Source organism: Aeromonas sp. SCS5 (genome assembly GCF_001887375.1).
Taxonomy (GTDB): Bacteria; Pseudomonadota; Gammaproteobacteria; order Enterobacterales; family Aeromonadaceae; genus Aeromonas; species Aeromonas jandaei.
The window spans coordinates 68,222-86,507 of the sequence record NZ_LFCS01000006.1 but is presented as its reverse complement, the minus strand read 5'-3'; the positions used below and the strand labels follow the sequence as shown (position 1 = coordinate 86,507).

Here is an 18,286-nt window from a genome sequence, read left to right as displayed (position 1 = left end):
TTGCCGCAAGAGTCGTTGCCGCAACCCTTCACACGCTTGCCAGATAAAACAAGGAGTTGTCATGCGCATTGCCATGATTGGTCTGGGGGATATCGCCCAAAAAGCCTATCTGCCGCTGCTTGCCAGCGATGAGCGGGTCACCCCGCTGCTCTGCACCCGCAATCCAGCGGTGCTGGAAAAGCTGGCCCGCCAGTATCGGGTCGCCGAGTGCTTTACCGATGTGGCGGCCCTGCTGGCCAGCCGCCCCGATGCCGTGATGATCCACGCCGCCACCGCCGTGCACCGCGAGCTGGCCGAGCAGTGCCTGCGCGCAGGGATCCCCACCTTTGTCGACAAGCCCCTGTGCGACAATCTGGCCGAGGCCGAGGCGCTGGCCAACCTCGCCATCGCGCAAGATTGCGCCCTCTTTACCGGCTTTAACCGCCGCTATCTGCCCGCCATGGCCGAGGCCCGCGCCCGGCCGCTCACCGAGCTGAACTGGCAGAAACACCGCTTCGCCCTGCCGGGCAAGGCGCGGGATTTTATGTTCGACGACTTTATCCATGTGCTCGACAGCCTCTGTTTCTATGGCGGCGTGCCGGGCGGCGACTTTCATGCGGTATTGCGCCCCTGTGCGAAGGACAACAGCCTGTTGGCCGGGGTAAGCGTCAGCTGGCAGAGCGGCGATCGCGCCATCAGCGGCAGTATGAACCGCAGCGCCGGGATCACCGAGGAGCGTATCGATGCCTATGGCGACAACCTCTCCCTGCACCTTGAGAACTGTACCCGCGGCAGCATCGCCCGCGACAAGCAGGCACAGATGCTTGGCCCCAACGACTGGCAGCCGGTGCTGGCCCAGCGCGGCTTTGCCGCCATGCTGGAGCACTGGTATCAGCAGATTGAATCGGGCAAGGCGGATAGCGAGCTGATCGCCACCTACCTGCACGGTCACCGGCTGGCAGAGCAGTTGGTGGTGCTGGCTGACAAGCGGGGATAAGGCTGGCTGGAAGCCTGAGGGATGTGAATACGAGGTGCGCGAAGGTAGCGCACCAAACACAACGGGGGGCCGCAGTTGCGGCCCCCCGTTGTTATGGGATGAGATGCATGGGATCAGATGCACTTCACCGGTTTGGGCAGGCCACCAATCTTGGTCGCCTGCTTGGCGGGTCCTTCCGGGAACAGCTTGTAGAGGTAGCGGCTGTTGCCCTTCTCGGGGCCGTACTGCTTCTCCATCGCCTTGACCAGCGCGCGGATGGCGGGGGAGGTGTTGAACTCCAGATAGAAGGCGCGCACAAAGCGCACCACTTCCCAGTGCGGCTCCTCCAGCTCGATCCCCTCCTGCGCGGCCAGCACCAGCGCCAGCTCCTCGCTCCAGTCGCTGCTGTTGAGCAGGTAGCCCTTGGCATCGGTCTCGATGAGTTGGCCGTTGAATTCCAGCTGATGTTTTTCGGACGCAGACATGAGGGCTCCTCGCTAATGGGGCTATCAGGATTGGGCGGGCATGGTAGCGCCTTGATCCCCGGTGAGCAACCGGCTCTCGTTGGCCAGATGCAGCAGCTGATCCGCCAGCTCGCTGATCAGGTTGAGCTGCTGGGTCAGCATCAGCTGCTCCTCGCTGCTGTCTGCGCTAATGATGGGGCACTGACCTCCGATGGAGCTGGAGGGGTTGCCCGCCAGATGACCGGCGGCCTGCTCCAGGGTGTGGCAGATGTGGTGGCGCACCTCATCCAGCCCGCTGATGGCCTCCAGTTTGTCGCGATGGGCCCCCAGCGCCGAGATGTAGGAGAGCAGGGCGTGGTTGCGCCAGGTGAGGGTAAAGCAGAGATCGAGGAAGCGGCGGCGCTTTTGCGGCTCCACCAGCATGCTCTGCCAGGCGGTGGCCAGCTCGCTGTCCGCCAGATGGGCGCTCTTGCGCGCCACCCGATAGTCGATGGACTCGTCCCGCTGCTGCTTGAGGCTCGCCAGCACCGCCGAGAGGTAGCAGGCATTGGCCGAGAGCGAGTTGGCGATCAGGGTCGGCAGCCGCTTGTACTGCCAGTCCGGCCAGAGCCAGGCCACCAGTCCGTAAGAGATCAGGCAGCCGAGCAGGGTATCGAGCAGCCGCGGCCCGAGGATCGCAAAGCCGATGCCATCGAGCAGGTTGAACGCCATCAGCACGTAGAGGGTGATAAAGCAGACCGCGGCGCTGTAGTTGTTGCGCACCTGGGTGAAAAACAGGAAGGCGGCCAGCCCCATCACCACCAGCTGAACGTGCAGCTCGGGGAAGAGCCAGAGCACCGGAATGCCCACCAGAATGCCGGCGAAGGTGCCGAGCATCCGCTGCACCAGTCGGCGGCGGGTGGCGCTGTAGCTGGGCTGGCAGACAAACAGCACGGTCAGCAAAATCCAGTAGCCCTTTTCCAGATCAAAGGCTTGCAGTATGCCGTAGCCGATCACCAGCCCCAAGGAGAGGCGCAGCGCATGGCGAAACACCATGGAGTGCAAGGTGAGGTGCTGCTTGAGCTGGGTCAGCAGTGGCAGGCGTGGCGGGCGCGCCAGCGCGGGCAGCTCCTGCTCCGGCTGCTCGGGGTTTTGCAGCACTTCGGCGCTGCCGAGCAGCTGGTTGATGCTGGCCAGATTGCGGCGCAGGAACTTCATCGGCGTCAGCAGGGTTTTCGGGTAGTGCTGCTTGAGATTGGTGAACTCCAGCTGATCGCCGAGGGCCTCCAGTGTCCAGTGAATGCGCTTGTTATGGGCGTAGGGCTTGTGGACCAGAATGGCGTAACCGAGCCGCTGGCACGCTTCGGAGAGCTGCAGGAACACCTCCTGAAATCCTTCCAGTACGATGCCCTGCTTGAGCTCTGCTTCCAGCCGGCTGTAGGGGTAGTGGCTGGAGGTGGCACGTTCGTGAATTTCCAGCGCCAGCAGGTAGAGACGCAGCAGGCTGGCAAGCTCGGGGCTGGCCGGATGGCGGCGGCTCAGGCGGGCGTTGAGGGCCGATTTGGTGAGGGTCAGCGCGCTCACCAGATTGATGTTGAGCTGGGCCAGATTGTGGCGAATGGCCTGAGCGCCGTGCTCGTCTGCCGGGAAGAAGCGGGATTTTTCCAGCAGGTAGCGGCCAAGGGCGAAGTAGCTCTGGGCCAGCTGCTCGTGCAGGGTTTTGTAGGGCAGCAGCCAGAGCCAGATAAACGAGACCAGCCCGTACCAGAGGGCGCCGGCGCCTAGGGCCAGCGGCTGGTAGAAGAGATCCGGCGCCTTGGCGGCCCCCAGCATGGTGTAGATGGCGATGAGCAGCGAGCCGAAGCTGATGGTGGCGTAGCGGGCGCCGAGCGCCCCCACCATCACGAAGATAAAGGTGGAGCTGGCCAGCCCGATGGCAAACAGCCAGGGGGTGGGGTAGAGATACTGCACGCACAGGGACGCGAATATGAAGCAGATGAGCGTCATGGCGAGGTTTTTGAGCCGTCCCCACAGGCTGTCGTCGGTTTCGGCGATGGCGCCCGCCACTACCCCGAGGGAGAGCAGCACGGTGAGCTGGATATTGCCTGTGGCCAGGGTGAAGGCAAGCAGACCGAGAATGGCCAGCAGCACCTTGAGTGCGAAGTAGATGTGACTATCGGTCAGCAGTCGGCGCAGCAGGCCAGAGAGATCCATCGGCATGAAACAGGAACAACCCTTGAACGAAACGAGGGCAGGATGTTACCCCGCCAAGCGAGAAGCGGCCCTGATTTGGATCAGGGCCGCTTCGCATCATATCCTTGATTTGCAACTTATCCTGACAGAAACAGGAGCCAATAAAAACCCCGCCGAAGCGGGGTTTTTGATTAGTTGCGGTTGCCGCCAAGCAGGCTCAGCAGGCTCAGGAAAATGTTGTAGATGGAGACATACAGGGTGACGGTGGCGGAGATGTAGTTGGTCTCGCCGCCGCGCACGATCTGCTGGGTAGTCAGCAGGATTGCCCCGGAGGAGAAGAGCATGAACATGGCGGACAGCGCCAGGCTCAGGGCGCTCATCTGCAGGAAGATGTTGGCAATCATGGCCACCAGCAGTACCCAGAAACCGACGAACAGCATACCGCCGATGAAAGAGAGGTCACGCTTGGTAGTCAGGGCGTAGGCCGACAGACCGAAGAAGGTGAGCGCGGTGCCGCCAAGGGCGGTCATCACGATCTCGCCACCACCATTGTTCATGTACATGTTGATGATGGGGCCCAGGCTATAGCCCAGCAGACCGGTCAGGGCGAAGGTGAATACCAGGCCCATGCTGTTGTTGCGGTTCTTCTCGGTCAGGAACATCAGACCGTATACGCCGATGAGGAAGATGGCCCAGTGCAGCGGCGGCATGTTCATCACGGTCGCGATGCCCGCCACCACGGCAGAGAAGCCGAGGGTGAGGGAGAGCAGCATATAGGTGTTACGCAGCACCTTGTTGGTATCGCGTGCGGCACTCTGGGTGCCGGTGTAGATAGAACGGGTATCCATCTTGGGTGTCCTCTTGGTGTCCTGTTGAGGCGGCGAGCGGCCGTCTCGTCATCACTTAAAGCCTAAGCATTCTATGAAGAACAAATAGGGATGACGAGGAACAATTTCAAGCCACCTGCCATTTTGCTCCCGCACACTATCCCACAGGAAATATGTATTGCATATGAACAAGCGCTTGACGTAGTATGCTCGCCGTTCGGAGGGGTGGCAGAGCGGCTGAATGCACCGGTCTTGAAAACCGGCGATGGGCGACCATCCGTGGGTTCAAATCCCACCTCCTCCGCCATATTCAAAGAGAAAGCCCAAGCGGTCACCCGCTTGGGCTTTTTTGTATCTGGTTTTTGACGGGAGAGGGTGGTGCATCATGCCTCTCCCGCTCCTCATCCGGTCACACCAGAATGACCTGCACATTTTTGGCTTTGATCTGCTCGATAACCTCTTTATCCGCATCCTTGCCGGTGATCAGAATGTCGATCTTGCTGGCGGCGCAAAACAGCATGCCTGCCCGTTGTCCCACCTTGCTGCTGTCGGCCAGTACCACCAGTCGGCCGACGTGGTTGAGCATCTTCTGCTCCGCCATCGCGGTCAGCATATCCATCTTGTAGAGACCATCTGCGGTGACACCTTTGCCGCTGGTAAACATCCAGTGCCCGGCATAGAGGGAGGAGATCTCGTCCTGCGGTGCCAGGGTGATGGATTGTGACTTGTTGTATTGACCGCCGATGATCACGACGCCGTCATGGTCATTCTCGATCAGGTAGTTGGCGAGCGGGAAGTAGTTGGTGATGACCTGAACATCCTGCCCGCAGATCTCCTGACCCAGCACGAAGGCGGTGGAGCCACAGTTGATGACCGCGCTTTCCCCCGGTTTGATCAGCGCAGCTGCCGCCTGGGCGATGCGCACCTTTTCGCTGTGATTGAGGCTTTCATTGCTGTCGAGAGGAGACCAGTGGGCCTTTCTGGCCTGCATCAGGGCTTCGGCCCCGTTGCGCACCTTGCGCAGCTTGCCGGAGTCATTGAGCTTGTTGATATCGCGGCGCGCAGTGGCCGGAGAAATATCAAAGGCTTGCATTATGCTGTTGACCGACAGATGACGTTTCTGATTGAGCAGTTCCAAAATGGCGTTATGGCGATGTGCTTCTGTCATATCATGCCTGATGATGATTGAATCTGATTGGGTGGTGATTATATCGCGCATGGGTGTCGATGACAGCAACCTTGTTTACTCTTCTGATAATGGGCGTTCATGCGATCGCCAGACCGGCTTGCCGAGCGTGTTCGACCAGTCGCCCCTTGGCCGTTTTCAGGTTGCTGGCCCACGCTTCATCTTTGGCCCACATCTCCAACACCAGGGGGCCGTTGTAACCGATTTTTGCCAGAGTATGGAAAATGGCGGCAAAGTCGACCTCTCCTTCGCCAATGACCAGATCACGGAACTGCCCGCTGCAACTGGCCGTTACCTTGCGGGTGTCTTTGAGGTGGATCTGCACGATATGGTCTGCACTCAATTGCAGCTCGGTGCAGGTGTCATAGTTCCAGCCGGTGATATTGCCGACATCCGGATAGGCCATGAAGTAGGGGGAGGGGATCTGCTTTTTCAGCACCTCGAATTTGCTGAGGGAGTTGAGATAGGGGGTATCCATGATCTCCACACCCAGCATGATGCCTGCCCGTTCCGCCATTTTGGCTGCCGCCTTCATCCCGTCGATGAAGTGGCGGTGGGTCTCGTCGCTTTGCGGTTCGTAATAGACGTCGTAGCCCGCCAGCTGGATGCAGCGAATGCCGAGCTTGTATGCCAGATTGATCGCTTTTTCCATGATGATGGCCGCCTGCGCGCGGATGGTCGGATCCTGCGAACCAAACGGAAAGCGGCGATGGGCGCTCAGGCACATGGAGTGCAACGGCAAGCTGTGCTGCTCGCACAGGCGTCTGAGCCGATAGATTTCGCTATCTGACCAGTCGAGCCGTTGCAGTTTTTCATCTGATTCATCAATGGATATCTCGATGAAATCAAAGCCAAGCTCCTTGGTCGACAGAATTTTCTCTTGCCACTCCAGTGCAGAGGGCATCGCTTTTTCATAAAGGCCGAGGCGTAAGGCATGGTCAAAGTGGTGCATACAAGCTCCTGCATTCAGATAGGGAAATAGCGGTTCAATACCTCGAGGATCCCGCCCTCGTCGTTGCTCTCGCAGGTGACCCGGTTGGCCATCTGTTTGACCTCCTGCTCGGCATTGGCCATGGCGATGCCCATCCCTGCGAGGCAGAGCATGGAGGTGTCGTTGTGGTTGTCGCCGATGGCGACCAGTCGCGCCGGGCTGATCCCTTGCTGGTCCAGATAATCCTGCAGTCGCGCTCCCTTGCTGTTGCCGCGGCGGGCAAAATCGACCCGATTGGTCCATGACTGCTCGCCACTGAAGTGTTCGCGTACCCAGGGGTGATGTGAGAAGGCCTGAATGGCGGCGATCTCTCCCTCGGCCACGAATTTCCAGACATGGCTGCTGTTGGCCAGCACCTCTTCAAACGAGTCAACGCTGGCTACCTGCGGCTGGATCGGCGGCGCAAAGCCGCTGGCCCACTGCTGCAGGGCCGCCACGTAGCGCACCGGCTGATGAGCGGAGTAGACCATGCGGTCAGTGACATACATGACGAGGTTGAGCCGGTGCTCCCTTGCCAGCGCGATAAAGCGCTGTGCCAGCGCATGGGGAATGGCGTTCTCTGCCAGCACGGCGCGCCGGTCGTAGTCGTAAACGTAGGTGCCGTTGCAGCAGATGATGGGAGTGGTCAGCCCCAGTTCGTGGTGATAGGGGTGGGCTGCCGTGTGGTGTCTGCCGGTGACCAGCATGACGGTGGCCTGCTCCTTGATCCTCATGATGGCCTCTTTGACGGCCGGCATGATGGTGTGAGCACTGGTCAGGGTGGTGCCATCGAGATCGAGGGCCAGGGCGTGATAGCGCATCGTCTGATCTTCTTGTTATCCGGTGAGGTAGGGGTAATAGAGGGGGGGATTGAGATGACGCCTTGCTGGCCCATCTCCATCACCCTCCCTCGTATTACCCGACGTCTGACAGGGCGTGCTTACAGGAAAGATTTGTAAGGCAGCTCCGGCTCGTCGATGAAGATGTCATCGAACCCGCGCGGGTGCTGGTAGTGCAGCTTGCTCTGGTCGGTCGGGAAGGTGTATTTGCCACCGACTTGCCAGAAGAAGGGGCTGAAGCGATAGCCGAGGCGATCCTTTTTCATGTTCCAGAGCACTTCGATCTCGCGGGGATCGCTTTGGAAGTTGGCCCAGATATCGTGGTGGAACGGGATCACCACCTTGGTGTTGAGGGACTCCCCGGCCCGCAAGATGTCTGATGAGGTCATCTTGTCGGTCACGCCGCGGGGGTTCTCGCCATAAGAGAGCAGCGCCACATCGATCTGGTAGTCATTGCCATGCTTGGCGTAGTAGTTGGAGTAGTGAGAATCACCCGAGTGGTAGAGGTTGCCCCCGGATGTCTTGACCAGATAGTTCACTGCCCGATCATCCATGCCATCCAGAATGCTCTTGTCGGTGGAGGAGACCCCCGCCGGCAGGGTGACCAGCGCGGTACGGTCAAAGGCATCGAGTACCTGGATCACGATATCGCCCACCGGGATCTCGTCACCTACGCGGGCTACCACGCAACGCTCGGCAGGCACCCCCCAGCGCAACCAGAGGTCGACACAGGCTTTCGGGCCGATGAACTTCACATGCTCCCCACAGTTTTGCAGCACGGCAGCCGCCACATTGACGTCGATATGGTCGGCATGATCGTGGGTAGCGAGCACTGCATCGATATCTTTAATCCCGAAAGGATCGAGCACGAAAGGTGAGGTTCTCAGGTTGGGTTGCAGCTTGCGCACGCCCCCCATCCGCATCATCTGGTGCTGCTTGTTCATGTAGGGATTGCCATGGGTTCGCTTGCCCGTGCCGCACCAGAAGTCGATGGAGATGTTGGTATTGCCGGCAGACTTCAGCCAGATACCGGTGCAACCCAGCCACCACATGGCGAAGGTATTCGGTTTGACCTCTTCCTGCTCAATCTCTTCATTCAGCCAGGTGCCCCACTCGGGGAAGGTGCTGAGGATCCACGATTCACGGGTGATTTCTTCAATCTTGCTCATCTCACATACCTTTCTGATTTGGATGGTTCACACAGTGGTGATTCATCGGGTGATGACATGACTTGCATGGTTGCGAGCCAGTGATTTGCTTTGATTGGTTGTGACTATATTATTCACTTTTGTGATTATCAATGATTGTGGTGATTGTTTTGTGAGATTAATTGCGGCATATCACAATCAAGAGGTGAGCATGTTTTTAAGTGGTTGTATTTATTGGGTTTACTTATTTGTTGCCTATTTTCAGGGATTCTTTGAATCCTTTCATGCAGCTTTGAGTACCCTTTTAACCGAAATTTCACATCCAGATGGTGGAAAAAAGAGATTCTCCCGACCTCGATCTTCATCACAATAAATCACAATGTGATTATGTATGATTATTTTGGGTTTGATAGTGAGTGGTGGCAGTTGAATCTGCTCGCGGGGCGTCAGGTAAAGCAATGCCCATATGAATGGTGAGATGTCCGCACCAATCCAATAGCCATGAGTTGTCCTCATCTGGACGGAGCATAAATATGGAAACCCTCTACAACGCTTTTTACATCTTTTACAGTCAGGTGATGACCAAGGCACCCCTGCTGTTGGGGCTGGTGACCTGTATTGGCTACCTGTTGCTCAAGCAGGATGGCACGACGGTCGTCAAGGGCACCGTGAAGACCATCGTTGGTTTCATGCTGGTGCAGGTGGGCGCCAGTACGCTGGTGGCAGGCTTCAAGCCGGTGGTGGACAAAATTGCGGAATATCATCACCTCACCGGTTCAGTGATTGATCCCTACACCACCATGATGGCGACCATGGAAACCATGGGAGAGAACTACTCCTGGGTCGGCTATGCGGTATTGCTGGCCCTTGCCCTCAATATTCTGCTGGTGTTGCTGCGGCGCTATACCGGGATCCGCACCATCATGCTGACCGGCCACATCATGTTTCAGCAGGTGGGTCTGATCGCGGTCTTCTATATGGTGATGGGGGCCTCGATGTGGGAAACCATCCTCTATTCCGCCGTTATCATGGCGCTCTATTGGGGGATCTCCTCCAACATCATGTTCAAGCCGACTCAGGAAGTAACCGGCGGAGCGGGGTTCTCCATCGGTCACCAGCAACAGGTCGCCTCCTGGATTGCCACCAAGGTGGCGCCGAAACTGGGCAACAAGGAAGAGAGCGTCGATCACCTGAAGCTGCCAAAGTGGCTGCACATTTTCCACGACAGCATCACGGCGACCGCCATCGTGATGACCATCTTCTTCGGTATCATCCTGCTCTCGTTTGGCCTCGATAATCTGCAACAGATGGCGGGTCAGACTCACTGGTCCATCTACATTCTCGAAACTGGTCTCAAGTTTGCGGTCGCCATTCAGGTCATCGTGGTGGGAGTGCGGATGTTCGTTGCCGAACTCTCCGAGGCCTTCAAGGGGATCTCCGAACGGGTCATTCCCAACGCCGTCCTGGCAATCGATTGTGCCGCCATCTACGCCTACTCGCCGAATGCCATGGTCTTTGGCTTCATGTGGGGGGCTATCGGTCAGTTTCTTGCTGTGCTTGCCCTGCTTGCATTCCAGGCGCCCATCATGATTATCCCGGGCTTCATTCCCATGTTCTTCTCCAACGCCACCATAGGGGTGTTCGCCAACCACTTTGGCGGCTGGCGCGCAGTGATGAAGATCTGCTTCGTCATGGGGATCATCGAGGTGCTTGGCTCTGCCTGGGCTATCCACCTGTTCGCGGTCAATGGCACCAGCTTCAACGGCTGGATGGGGATGGCTGACTGGGCGCTGGTATTCCCGGTGATCATGCAGGGCCTCTCGTTATCTTCCCTGTTCTTCGTGGTGTTACTGGCTGGCGCCGGGCTCTATATGTACTTCGCTTCCCGCACCCTGCGGATGGAAGAGGATATGGCTGTCCCGAGTGCCGCCGTGGCAGAAGAAGCGGCCGATCAGCCAGCCTCGCCAGTCGAGAGTGCCAAAGGGGGACATGCAGTGCGGATCCTGGCGGTATGCGGCAATGGTCAGGGCTCATCCATGATGATGAAGATGAAGATCGGCAAGTTTCTCGAACAGCGTGGCGTGCCCCATATCATGGACTCCTGCGCCGTGGCCGATTACAAAACCAAGCTGCAGACCACCGACATCATCGTCTCTTCCAAGCATCTGGCCGGCGAGATGAGCCCCGGTGAGGGCAAATTCGTGCTGGGCGTGCAGAACATGCTCAACCCCAATTCGTTTGGTGATGAACTGCTGGGCATCATCAAGAACAACTTTGCAAATTAAGCCGATGAGCCTCGCGGCATGTGGCCGCGGGCAAGGAGAACAAGATGAAATTCAAACAATCTCTGATGGAAAACAACTCTGTATTGCTCAATGCGGCCGCCAGCGACTGGCGCAGCGCCATCAAGCTGGGCACCGACATGCTGATCCGCTCCGGTGCCGTGGAGCCGCGTTACCATGACGCAATCATCGGCAGCATTGAAAAGATGGGGCCCTATATCGTGATTGCCCCCCAATTCGCGATGCCCCATGCGAGGCCGGAGGATGGAGTCAATCGCACGGCGTTTGCACTGGTCACCCTGACCACGCCGGTGAAGTTTGAGGGGGAAGAGGAGCCGGTGGACGTGTTGGTGACGCTGGCGGGCAGCACCTCGGATGAACACATGGAGGGGCTGATGGAGGTGACTCAGGTGCTGGAGGATGAAAACAGCGAGAGCGGGATCAACCTCGACAAGCTGCGAGCGTGCCAGAGCACGGCAGATGTATTCAACGTCATTGATCAGGCGCTGGCGCAAGTGGTCTGAGGCACCCAACGCGGCCCCGCAAGGGGCCCAGGAGAACGAAATGTACAACTCATTGAAAGAGGCGGTACTGGAGGCCAACCTGCTGTTGCCCCGATACGGTCTGGTTACCCTGACATGGGGCAACGTATCCCAGATAGATCGCAGCTTGGGCGTGGTGGCCATCAAGCCGTCGGGGGTTTCTTACGACAATATGACCGTTGACGATATCGTGGTGGTTGATTTGGCTGGCCAGATCGTCGATGGGCATTTATCCCCGTCCAGTGATACCGCAACCCATCTGGTTTTATATAAAGCGTTTAAAGGTATTTCCGGTATTGTGCACACCCACTCCCGTCATGGCACTATTTGGGCGCAAGCGGGAATGGATATTCCCGCCTTGGGTACCACCCATGCCGATTATTTCTATGGCGATATTCCCTGCACCCGTCCGCTGACCGAAGATGAAATTCGCGTTGACTATGAAAAAAATACCGGCAAGGTCATTGTCGAAGAATTTCAGCGACGGGCGCTGGATCCGCAGGCCTTGCCAGGCGTGGTCATTACCGGTCATGCCCCGTTTTGCTGGGGCAAGAGTGCGGTGGATGCGGTGCACAATGCGCTGGTGCTGGAAGAGGTTGCCACCATGGCGCTGGCAACCAGAGCATTGAATCCGGCCATCCATATTGCGCAGGAGTTGTCTGACAAACACTATTTCAGAAAACATGGTGAGAATGCCTATTACGGCCAGCGCTAATTAGTTGACCCGTTATTTAAATTGCCCATCTATTTATGTTAGTGACGTCAGGTTACGGCCCTTTATCGACCTTAAATCAATGGGCCAATCCATTCTGCCAAGGTTTTAAATTGAGGAAATATAGTATGACCAAACCCATGTTACAGATTGCTCTGGATTCTACCGATCTTGCTACCGCCGTGGATATTGCCGATCGCGTCGCCAGTTATGTCGAGGTGATCGAGGTCGGCACTATTCTCGCTTTTGCAGAAGGGATGTCTGCGGTACGCACCATGCGCGAGCGTCATCCTGATCACATTATCGTGTGTGATATGAAGACCACAGACGGTGGTGCCATTTTGGCTCGCATGGCCTTCTCGGCCGGAGCTGACTGGATCACGGTATCGGCTGCCGCACACGTTGCAACCATTGCTGCCTGCAAGAAAGTCGCGGACGAGTTTGGTGGGGAGATCCAGATCGAGATCTATGGCAACTGGACGCTGGATGATGCCAAACAGTGGGCCGATATGGGGATCACCCAGGCTATCTATCACCGCTCGCGGGATGCCGAGCTGGCCGGGGTCAGCTGGACCCAGGCCGATTTGAGCAAGATGCGCGCGCTCTCCGAGCTGGGGCTGGAGCTGTCGATCACCGGCGGTATCGTACCGGAAGATATCCATCTGTTTGAAGGGATCCGGGCCAAGACCTTTATCGCTGGGCGGGCATTGGCATCGGAAAGCGGTCAGGCAACCGCCGAAGCGTTACGCCGCGAGATAAACAAATATTGGTAACAGGAGCAGGTTATTAGCGAATAAAGGCCCCGGAAATACCCCGGGGCCTTGTTGTTGAAGGGGTTAGATCCGCCCCTGATAGCGCAGGGGGAAGCGGCCCTGACTGTCGGGCTGGCCGAGGAAGGGGAGCCCCTGCTGCATCTGCTCTGGCAGGGCCGGGCCCGGTTTCAGGCTGCCCTGAAACAGGTATTGGCCATTGGGTTGCAGCTCGAGGCGACCGCTGGTCTGTACCGCATCGGAGCCCTGCTTGAGCTCGGCAACCAGTCTGGAGTCGAGGCAGGTGAGTTTCACCTCGGGATCAGCCAGATCCAGCTTGCCCGCCGGGGTATCGGCGCTGGCGTTGTACCAGTCGAGGTTGCCGTAGAGGTTGTCACACCAGGGATTGCCCTGGGCAAACTGATCCACCTTGAGTTGCAGCTGACCGGTGAGGGTGACCGGGAAGGGGAGTGGCAGCGGGATGCGCGCCATTACCCAGGGGGCCGGGGCATTGAGGGTCAGGTCGCGGCCGAAGGCGGCACCATTCCAGCCGACAACGCCCTGACCGTTGAGGCCGTTGCGCTCGCCAAAGCGAATGGCCACTTCGGGGGCGAAGCGTAGCAGTGACCAGCCATTGAGATCCCAGCGCAGCTGGCTGATGGATTCGCTGGCATATTGCAGCCGGGCGATCTGGCCGCTCCACAGGGTGCCGCTCACTCCTTCCATCTTCAGCAGGCTGGCAACGTTGGCGGGCAGCGGCAGATAGCGCACCACCAGCGCCGCAGGCAGGGTCGCCAACAGGAAGACGAAGTAGGCTGCCAGAAACAGGCTGGCAATCAGGATGCGTTTTTTCATTGGGGACGACTCAACTGCAAACGTCTGACCTTGACCAGACCCGGCGCCAGCTCCTCGCGGGCCAGCTCGATGATTTGAACCTGAATGCCGTGCTGCTCCACCAGAGTGGCGAGCCAGAGCAGCAGATCATCGAATGGAACCGTATCGATCCACACTTGCAGCTCCTGCCCCTGTGGTTGCAGGCGGGCAATCTTGATCTTGTGGTTAAAGGCAGTACGGTTGACGACCCCCTCAAGGGTGCCGCTGGTGTCTATCTGGCGACCCTGACCGCCCTGCATGGCCAGCACCTCTTCCCCCTTCTCCTTGAGCCAGGCGAGGGTCTGTTGCTGGTTTTGCACCTGACGTTCGCGCTCGGCGATGCGGTTGTCGAGAGGATGCCAGACGCTCCAGTAGAAGAGGCCGACCAGCAGCAGGATGCTGCCTGCCACCACCAGTCGTTGTTCCCGTGCAGTGATGCCTTGCCACCAGCTCTGCAATTTTTCCATCATGATGATTTACCCTTGAGCACCAGTGCCCCTTCAACCTTGCCCTCGGTGCTGCGCACCTCGCCCTGCTGCACCTCGAAGCGCTTGCCCGCCAGCTCGCGGAACCGCTCTATCTCGGCAAAGCCGGGGGCGGTCACCTGCAGCCGCAGCTCGCGGCGGCTGGCATCAAAGCGCATTACCTGCGGCTTGAGACCGGGTACTTCGGCAAAGGTGGGGGCCAGTTCGGTGAGCATCAGCAGCATGCCGTTCTGCGGCGCCTGACCCATCAGCCGCAGGTGCTGGGTCATCTGGCTGCGCACGTTCACGATGCGGCTTTCGTTAGGGAAGATGCGGCTGTAGACCTGACGGATCTCCGCCTTGAGCGCCTTGTCCTGCTCCGCCAGCTGATGCAGCTGGACACCGCGCTGGACGAGTGCCACCAGCAGCAAGAGCGCGGCGGTAATGGCCACCTTGCGCCACTGCAACCAGTAGCGGGCATATTCGGTCTGTGGCCGATAGGGGCCGGTAAGCAGGTTGGCGCGGCAGGTGAGGGCCCCCTTGGCCAGCAGCAGCATGGGGAGCTCGGGCTCGGCCGGCAGCCAGTTGGCGGCGGCAATGGCGGGCGCCGGGGTATGGCTGTGAATGGTAACGGGGTCGGCTTCGGCGGCCAGCAAGATGGCCAGCAGCGACTCGTCGGACACGATCCCCTGACAGGCGTTCTGGCGGATCAGCCACTCGGCGCCGAGCTGCAGGGCAGACCAGCCATCAGCCGCCTGCGGCAGTGCCAGCACATCGGGCAGCAGTTGCTGACTTCTAAGGCCGGCAGCCTCGAGCCAGCCGAGCCACTCGGCCATCTTCTGGCGATCCACCGCCATCAGATCGACCTGCGGGCCGTCGTGGGCCAGCACCACCAGATGCAGCTCATCCACGTCGGAGGCGATCTGTTCTTCAAGCAGATAGGGTAGGGCCGCCGCCGACTGGCGGTTGTAGCGCCCCGGCAGGGTGACGCGGCGGAAGATCAGATCGCTGCCCGGCACCAGGGTGACCACGGGGCGGCCGCCAGCGCGCTCCTGCAGCTCGCCCAGCGCGTCAGCTGAGGGGAGCTCGCCGGAGGCGATGATCTCCTGCTCCTGACTCGACCAGACCAGCCAGGCGACCGGTTGTTGTTTGGTGGTCCCCAGACGGATGACCAGACTCTCGCTCACGCATCTCTCTCCTGCGATACCGGTTCGCGCGGGCCACGCCAACGCAACCGGTGCGCAGCCCGCAGGCTGCATCCAATGTTTGCCCTGTCGGGAGTCGCTCCCGTCAGCACTTGTTTATTCGGCGCCACTATTGAGGCGGCGCAGCATGACCAGCTTGTTATCCTTGCCCCGCTGGAAGATGCTCTCCAGCCAGGCGCGGTTGTCGCCGACCTCGGCAACCACGCGGGCCTCGAAAAAGTCGCTCTTGACCACCAGCGCCTCTTTAAGCCCCTTGACGCTCTCAAGAGGCGCGGGCAGCTGATCCGTCATCTGCTTGCTATCTTTCCACCCCTTCTTTGGCCGTTCGGTCAGTACCCGCTTGGCGTCATCGCTGCCAATCTTGCCCAGATAGAGGGCTGCCAGCAGCTCGGGGCGTTCCGGCAGCAGGGTGTTGATATTGATCTTCAGTTTGTCATTGGGCAGCGCGCAGACATAGGGGGCCAGTTTGGCATAGACCCTGGTCGTTACGCCGCGCACCGCCCGCAATTCATCCTTGCCCAGCATCCACTGGTTGGCGGTGAGGTAGGGAGGCTTGAGTCCCTCGTAGTAGGCATCCTCGGCGCCGAGACTGGAGACCAGCACCGTATCCTTGTCTGTCCAGTCGCGAATGGCATCGGTGAGCTGGGCCGCCTCGTAATCATCCATCGCCAGCTCCTTGAGCAGGGCGCGAAACACCTGCACCGGATAAGGTTGCTGCTCCAGTTCTTCCCCGTTGTTGCCCGCCTGATTGGGTACGCTCAGGCTGTTGAGGTTGAAGCAGGATTGCAGGTCGGTCACCTCGCCCTTGAGCTGGCCATCATCGACCGGAAACACCGTGTTCTTGCGGGCCCAGTTCTGGCCGAGGCTCACCACCTCGGGATCATCCTTGAAATCCTGCGCCAGCACCTTGCTTACCAGCGCCTCCGCCGAGAGGGCATACCACCAGGCTTGCTTGCCGGCGGTGACATTGCTGGTGCGGCGCAGCTCCAGCTGCAGACGGCCGCTCATGTTGCTGGCGATGATCACCATCACCGAGAGGATCAGCAGCACCACCAGCAGGGCCATACCGCTCTGGCGGCCGGGGCGTACAGGGTTAGTTCGCATTGGTGCCCCCCCCGTTCTGGTTGCCGCCATTACTGTTGCCACCGCTGTTATTGCTGTTGTTACCGTTATTGCTGCCGCTGCCCGAATCGGGGTTATTGCTCTGGCTGTTCTCTTCGGCGCGCTGGCCGCCGGCGCCAATCAGAAATTGCCGGCGAATGGTGCCGTAATCCTCCAGATCCAGCTCGACCGCGAGCCCGTAGGGGAGCACGCTGCGCTGGGTCCACTCCTCCTTCCAGCTTCCCTTGTCGTAGAAGTAGAGGCGAAAGGCGGTGACGCCGGTCAGAAGCGGCTGGGTGCGCGGCTCGGTGCCGATCACCGGATCCGGATAGAGGTAGCTGAGGCGTTCCAGCTTCTGATCCTTGAGCCGCCAGCCGACCCGCTGCAGATGGGAGCGGGGCAGCATGCCGTCCGGGTTGAGCCAGCCGCTGCGCATAAAGGCCATGCCCCAGTCATCGCTCTGCTGGCCAAAACGGGAGGCGGCCAGCAGCACCTTGTTGTTCTCTCCCTCGATGCGGCCGCTGCGCGGCACCATCTGGGTGACATCCCGCTCCAGCAGGGTGAAGGCGAGCTGCAACTCGGAGAGGCGGGCCTCCTTGCGCTTGGCTACCTCGTCGCTGGTGAGCACCCCCTGCAGCACCTGATAGGCGCCCATGCTGAGGGTGGCGAAGATGGCGATGGCCACCAGCATCTCCAGCAGGGTAAAACCACGGTGACGGGAAGGGTGGGTGTTGCTCGGGATCATCGGTTGATATAGGTCCGCATCATGGCGATCGGGTTTTCGGCCTTGGCCTCGGTGCGTACTTCCATATCGAGCGCCTTGAAGTTGCTGTCGCTGGTCGCGACCCCGCGATAGCGCCAGTACCAGGTCTGCCCGGCCATCTGCTCATCCCCTTCCATCCAGCTGTCGCCGGGCCACTTGTTCTCGAGCTTCTGCTGCACCAGCTGGTTCTCCACCACCCAGGTGGCGAGGGTCTTCTCTTCCAGATAGTTGAGGGCCGAGAGGTGCTCGCTGGCGGTCTTCATCACCGCGAGACCCGCGATGGCAAAGACGGCCAGTGCGACCATGACTTCGAGTAGTGTCATACCGCGGGCGTTCACTCTGTCACCTCTTCATCCTCATCGCCGGTGAGCAGGGTGAGGCGGCCGAACTCATCCCCCTTGACGATGCGGGTGTAGCGCACCTCGTCATCCTGCTGGCTAAAGGTGAGGGTAAAGGGAGTCAGCTCGCCACCGGGGAAGATAAGGAGCTGCGGGGTGCGCTCCTTGTCATCCCGCTTCTTCTCGCGCTCTTCATCGGGATCGGGCTGCCAGCCAAATCCCTCCAGCTCAAGGGTCAGCACCATGTTCTCCGGTAGTTGCACCTGACCCAGCTGCTTGTCACCGGTCAGGGCTAGCCACTTGCGATCCTTGGCCTGACGCTGCATAAACTGCCAGCCATTCTCCTCGACGCGAATGCCCACCAGCCGGCCATCCATCACCGCGTACTCCTGCGCCAGCTGCAGGGTTGCCATCAGGCGGCGCGCCTGCTTGTCGATCTCCCTGTCACCTTTTGCGCCACCCATGCTGAGGGTGACGGCGGTAGCCACCAGCCCCATCAGCATGGCGACCAGCAACACTTCCAGCAGGGTAAAGCCAGCTTGGCGAGTATGTTTCATTGCTCAGCCCTTGAGGGAGCTTCTGCGACATCGTGCAACGCCATCAGCATGGCGGCACCACGCAACAACACTTCCAGCAGGGTAAAGCCGGATTGGCGGTGAGAGGAGAAAGCGGACTTCATGCAGTCAGCTCACAATG

20 protein-coding genes and 1 tRNA gene are annotated in these 18,286 nt (G+C 59.4%); 6 read left to right on the top strand and 15 right to left on the bottom strand.

What is annotated here, in order from left to right:
* Nucleotides 1–61: 61 nt before the first annotated feature.
* Nucleotides 62–976, top strand: coding sequence for a Gfo/Idh/MocA family oxidoreductase (locus BS300_RS08240; protein ID WP_071912078.1), 915 nt, complete (start codon nucleotides 62–64; stop codon nucleotides 974–976).
* A gap of 113 nt (nucleotides 977–1,089) precedes the next feature.
* Here BS300_RS08240 and BS300_RS08235 read toward each other — a convergent pair whose 3' ends face one another.
* From BS300_RS08235 to BS300_RS08225, 3 genes are all read right to left on the bottom strand, one after another.
* Nucleotides 1,090–1,440 (bottom strand): TusE/DsrC/DsvC family sulfur relay protein, encoded by a 351-nt coding sequence (locus BS300_RS08235; RefSeq protein ID WP_071912076.1) that lies wholly within the window; start codon nucleotides 1,438–1,440, stop codon nucleotides 1,090–1,092.
* A gap of 24 nt (nucleotides 1,441–1,464) precedes the next feature.
* On the bottom strand, nucleotides 1,465–3,618 hold the full coding sequence (gene yccS, locus BS300_RS08230) for a YccS family putative transporter (protein WP_071912074.1): 2,154 nt from the start codon (nucleotides 3,616–3,618) through the stop codon (nucleotides 1,465–1,467).
* A gap of 164 nt (nucleotides 3,619–3,782) precedes the next feature.
* A complete protein-coding gene (locus tag BS300_RS08225) occupies nucleotides 3,783–4,439 on the bottom strand; it encodes a Bax inhibitor-1/YccA family protein (RefSeq protein WP_033113039.1) in 657 nt (218 codons plus the stop codon).
* Nucleotides 4,440–4,637: 198 nt separating this feature from the next.
* Between BS300_RS08225 and BS300_RS08220 the strand changes: the two genes are divergently transcribed.
* Nucleotides 4,638–4,725, top strand: a tRNA-Ser gene (locus BS300_RS08220).
* A gap of 102 nt (nucleotides 4,726–4,827) precedes the next feature.
* On the opposite strand, the gene ulaR is transcribed toward BS300_RS08220, so the two are convergent.
* The 4 genes from ulaR to ulaG form a co-directional block, all read right to left on the bottom strand.
* Nucleotides 4,828–5,586, bottom strand: coding sequence for an HTH-type transcriptional regulator UlaR (gene ulaR / locus BS300_RS08215; RefSeq protein ID WP_021229102.1), 759 nt, complete (start codon nucleotides 5,584–5,586; stop codon nucleotides 4,828–4,830).
* 97 nt (nucleotides 5,587–5,683) lie between these two features.
* Nucleotides 5,684–6,556 (bottom strand): L-ribulose-5-phosphate 3-epimerase, encoded by an 873-nt coding sequence (locus BS300_RS08210; RefSeq protein WP_071912071.1) that lies wholly within the window; start codon nucleotides 6,554–6,556, stop codon nucleotides 5,684–5,686.
* Nucleotides 6,557–6,570: 14 nt separating this feature from the next.
* Nucleotides 6,571–7,395 (bottom strand): Cof-type HAD-IIB family hydrolase, encoded by an 825-nt coding sequence (locus BS300_RS08205; RefSeq protein ID WP_071912069.1) that lies wholly within the window; start codon nucleotides 7,393–7,395, stop codon nucleotides 6,571–6,573.
* A 119-nt stretch (nucleotides 7,396–7,514) separates the two neighbouring features.
* Complete coding sequence (ulaG, locus tag BS300_RS08200; RefSeq protein WP_021229099.1) at nucleotides 7,515–8,582, bottom strand: L-ascorbate 6-phosphate lactonase; 1,068 nt, start codon at nucleotides 8,580–8,582, stop codon at nucleotides 7,515–7,517.
* A gap of 512 nt (nucleotides 8,583–9,094) precedes the next feature.
* Between ulaG and BS300_RS08195 the strand changes: the two genes are divergently transcribed.
* The 4 genes from BS300_RS08195 to BS300_RS08180 all read left to right on the top strand — a co-directional run bounded on the left by BS300_RS08195 (nucleotide 9,095) and on the right by BS300_RS08180 (nucleotide 12,870).
* A complete protein-coding gene (locus BS300_RS08195; RefSeq protein WP_021229098.1) occupies nucleotides 9,095–10,846 on the top strand; it encodes a PTS ascorbate-specific subunit IIBC in 1,752 nt (583 codons plus the stop codon).
* A gap of 44 nt (nucleotides 10,847–10,890) precedes the next feature.
* Nucleotides 10,891–11,367 carry a PTS sugar transporter subunit IIA gene (locus tag BS300_RS08190; RefSeq protein ID WP_071912067.1) on the top strand — a complete coding sequence of 159 codons (477 nt, stop codon included), beginning with the start codon at nucleotides 10,891–10,893 and terminating at the stop codon, nucleotides 11,365–11,367.
* A gap of 40 nt (nucleotides 11,368–11,407) precedes the next feature.
* Nucleotides 11,408–12,100: an L-ribulose-5-phosphate 4-epimerase gene (locus tag BS300_RS08185; protein WP_042033037.1), complete on the top strand. Its 693-nt coding sequence runs from the start codon at nucleotides 11,408–11,410 to the stop codon at nucleotides 12,098–12,100.
* Between the two features lie 125 nt (nucleotides 12,101–12,225).
* Nucleotides 12,226–12,870: a 3-keto-L-gulonate-6-phosphate decarboxylase UlaD gene (locus tag BS300_RS08180; protein ID WP_071912065.1), complete on the top strand. Its 645-nt coding sequence runs from the start codon at nucleotides 12,226–12,228 to the stop codon at nucleotides 12,868–12,870.
* 63 nt (nucleotides 12,871–12,933) lie between these two features.
* Here BS300_RS08180 and exeN read toward each other — a convergent pair whose 3' ends face one another.
* From exeN to BS300_RS21540, 8 genes are all read right to left on the bottom strand, one after another.
* Entirely contained in the window at nucleotides 12,934–13,701 is a 768-nt protein-coding gene (exeN, locus tag BS300_RS08175) for a GspN family type II secretion system protein ExeN (RefSeq protein WP_041208224.1), read from the bottom strand.
* Complete coding sequence (gene exeM, locus BS300_RS08170) at nucleotides 13,698–14,189, bottom strand: GspM family type II secretion system protein ExeM (protein WP_041208225.1); 492 nt, start codon at nucleotides 14,187–14,189, stop codon at nucleotides 13,698–13,700. Before exeM ends, exeN begins: the two co-directional genes overlap by 4 nt.
* Entirely contained in the window at nucleotides 14,186–15,370 is a 1,185-nt protein-coding gene (gene exeL, locus BS300_RS08165) for a GspL family type II secretion system protein ExeL (protein ID WP_143241745.1), read from the bottom strand. The genes exeM and exeL overlap by 4 nt, the downstream gene beginning before the upstream one ends.
* Before the next feature lie 114 nt (nucleotides 15,371–15,484).
* Nucleotides 15,485–16,492 (bottom strand): GspK family T2SS minor pseudopilin variant ExeK, encoded by a 1,008-nt coding sequence (gene exeK / locus BS300_RS08160; protein WP_083593444.1) that lies wholly within the window; start codon nucleotides 16,490–16,492, stop codon nucleotides 15,485–15,487.
* A complete protein-coding gene (gene gspJ / locus BS300_RS08155; protein ID WP_071912061.1) occupies nucleotides 16,482–17,234 on the bottom strand; it encodes a type II secretion system minor pseudopilin GspJ in 753 nt (250 codons plus the stop codon). The genes exeK and gspJ overlap by 11 nt, the downstream gene beginning before the upstream one ends.
* Entirely contained in the window at nucleotides 17,231–17,590 is a 360-nt protein-coding gene (exeI, locus tag BS300_RS08150; protein WP_083593441.1) for a GspI family T2SS minor pseudopilin variant ExeI, read from the bottom strand. Before exeI ends, gspJ begins: the two co-directional genes overlap by 4 nt.
* Nucleotides 17,587–18,147 (bottom strand): GspH family T2SS minor pseudopilin variant ExeH, encoded by a 561-nt coding sequence (gene exeH, locus BS300_RS08145; RefSeq protein ID WP_071912059.1) that lies wholly within the window; start codon nucleotides 18,145–18,147, stop codon nucleotides 17,587–17,589. The genes exeI and exeH overlap by 4 nt, the downstream gene beginning before the upstream one ends.
* On the bottom strand, nucleotides 18,144–18,269 hold the full coding sequence (locus BS300_RS21540; protein ID WP_275654996.1) for a hypothetical protein: 126 nt from the start codon (nucleotides 18,267–18,269) through the stop codon (nucleotides 18,144–18,146). The genes exeH and BS300_RS21540 overlap by 4 nt, the downstream gene beginning before the upstream one ends.
* Nucleotides 18,270–18,286: the final 17 nt, after the last annotated feature.

What these genes read in the sequence shown, in the direction of transcription:
- gspJ (WP_071912061.1), bottom strand. Translation starts at nt 17,234, where the DNA reads ATGATCCCGAGCAACACCCACCCTTCCCGTCACCGTGGTTTTACCCTG.
- BS300_RS08225 (WP_033113039.1), bottom strand. Translation starts at nt 4,439, where the DNA reads ATGGATACCCGTTCTATCTACACCGGCACCCAGAGTGCCGCACGCGAT.
- BS300_RS08210 (WP_071912071.1), bottom strand. Translation starts at nt 6,556, where the DNA reads ATGCACCACTTTGACCATGCCTTACGCCTCGGCCTTTATGAAAAAGCG.
- BS300_RS08185 (WP_042033037.1), top strand. Translation starts at nt 11,408, where the DNA reads ATGTACAACTCATTGAAAGAGGCGGTACTGGAGGCCAACCTGCTGTTG.
- BS300_RS08195 (WP_021229098.1), top strand. Translation starts at nt 9,095, where the DNA reads ATGGAAACCCTCTACAACGCTTTTTACATCTTTTACAGTCAGGTGATG.
- ulaR (WP_021229102.1), bottom strand. Translation starts at nt 5,586, where the DNA reads ATGACAGAAGCACATCGCCATAACGCCATTTTGGAACTGCTCAATCAG.
- exeH (WP_071912059.1), bottom strand. Translation starts at nt 18,147, where the DNA reads ATGAAACATACTCGCCAAGCTGGCTTTACCCTGCTGGAAGTGTTGCTG.
- BS300_RS21540 (WP_275654996.1), bottom strand. Translation starts at nt 18,269, where the DNA reads ATGAAGTCCGCTTTCTCCTCTCACCGCCAATCCGGCTTTACCCTGCTG.
- exeK (WP_083593444.1), bottom strand. Translation starts at nt 16,492, where the DNA reads ATGCGAACTAACCCTGTACGCCCCGGCCGCCAGAGCGGTATGGCCCTG.
- BS300_RS08180 (WP_071912065.1), top strand. Translation starts at nt 12,226, where the DNA reads ATGACCAAACCCATGTTACAGATTGCTCTGGATTCTACCGATCTTGCT.
- BS300_RS08205 (WP_071912069.1), bottom strand. Translation starts at nt 7,395, where the DNA reads ATGCGCTATCACGCCCTGGCCCTCGATCTCGATGGCACCACCCTGACC.
- exeN (WP_041208224.1), bottom strand. Translation starts at nt 13,701, where the DNA reads ATGAAAAAACGCATCCTGATTGCCAGCCTGTTTCTGGCAGCCTACTTC.
- BS300_RS08235 (WP_071912076.1), bottom strand. Translation starts at nt 1,440, where the DNA reads ATGTCTGCGTCCGAAAAACATCAGCTGGAATTCAACGGCCAACTCATC.
- ulaG (WP_021229099.1), bottom strand. Translation starts at nt 8,582, where the DNA reads ATGAGCAAGATTGAAGAAATCACCCGTGAATCGTGGATCCTCAGCACC.
- exeM (WP_041208225.1), bottom strand. Translation starts at nt 14,189, where the DNA reads ATGATGGAAAAATTGCAGAGCTGGTGGCAAGGCATCACTGCACGGGAA.
- BS300_RS08240 (WP_071912078.1), top strand. Translation starts at nt 62, where the DNA reads ATGCGCATTGCCATGATTGGTCTGGGGGATATCGCCCAAAAAGCCTAT.
- BS300_RS08190 (WP_071912067.1), top strand. Translation starts at nt 10,891, where the DNA reads ATGAAATTCAAACAATCTCTGATGGAAAACAACTCTGTATTGCTCAAT.
- yccS (WP_071912074.1), bottom strand. Translation starts at nt 3,618, where the DNA reads ATGCCGATGGATCTCTCTGGCCTGCTGCGCCGACTGCTGACCGATAGT.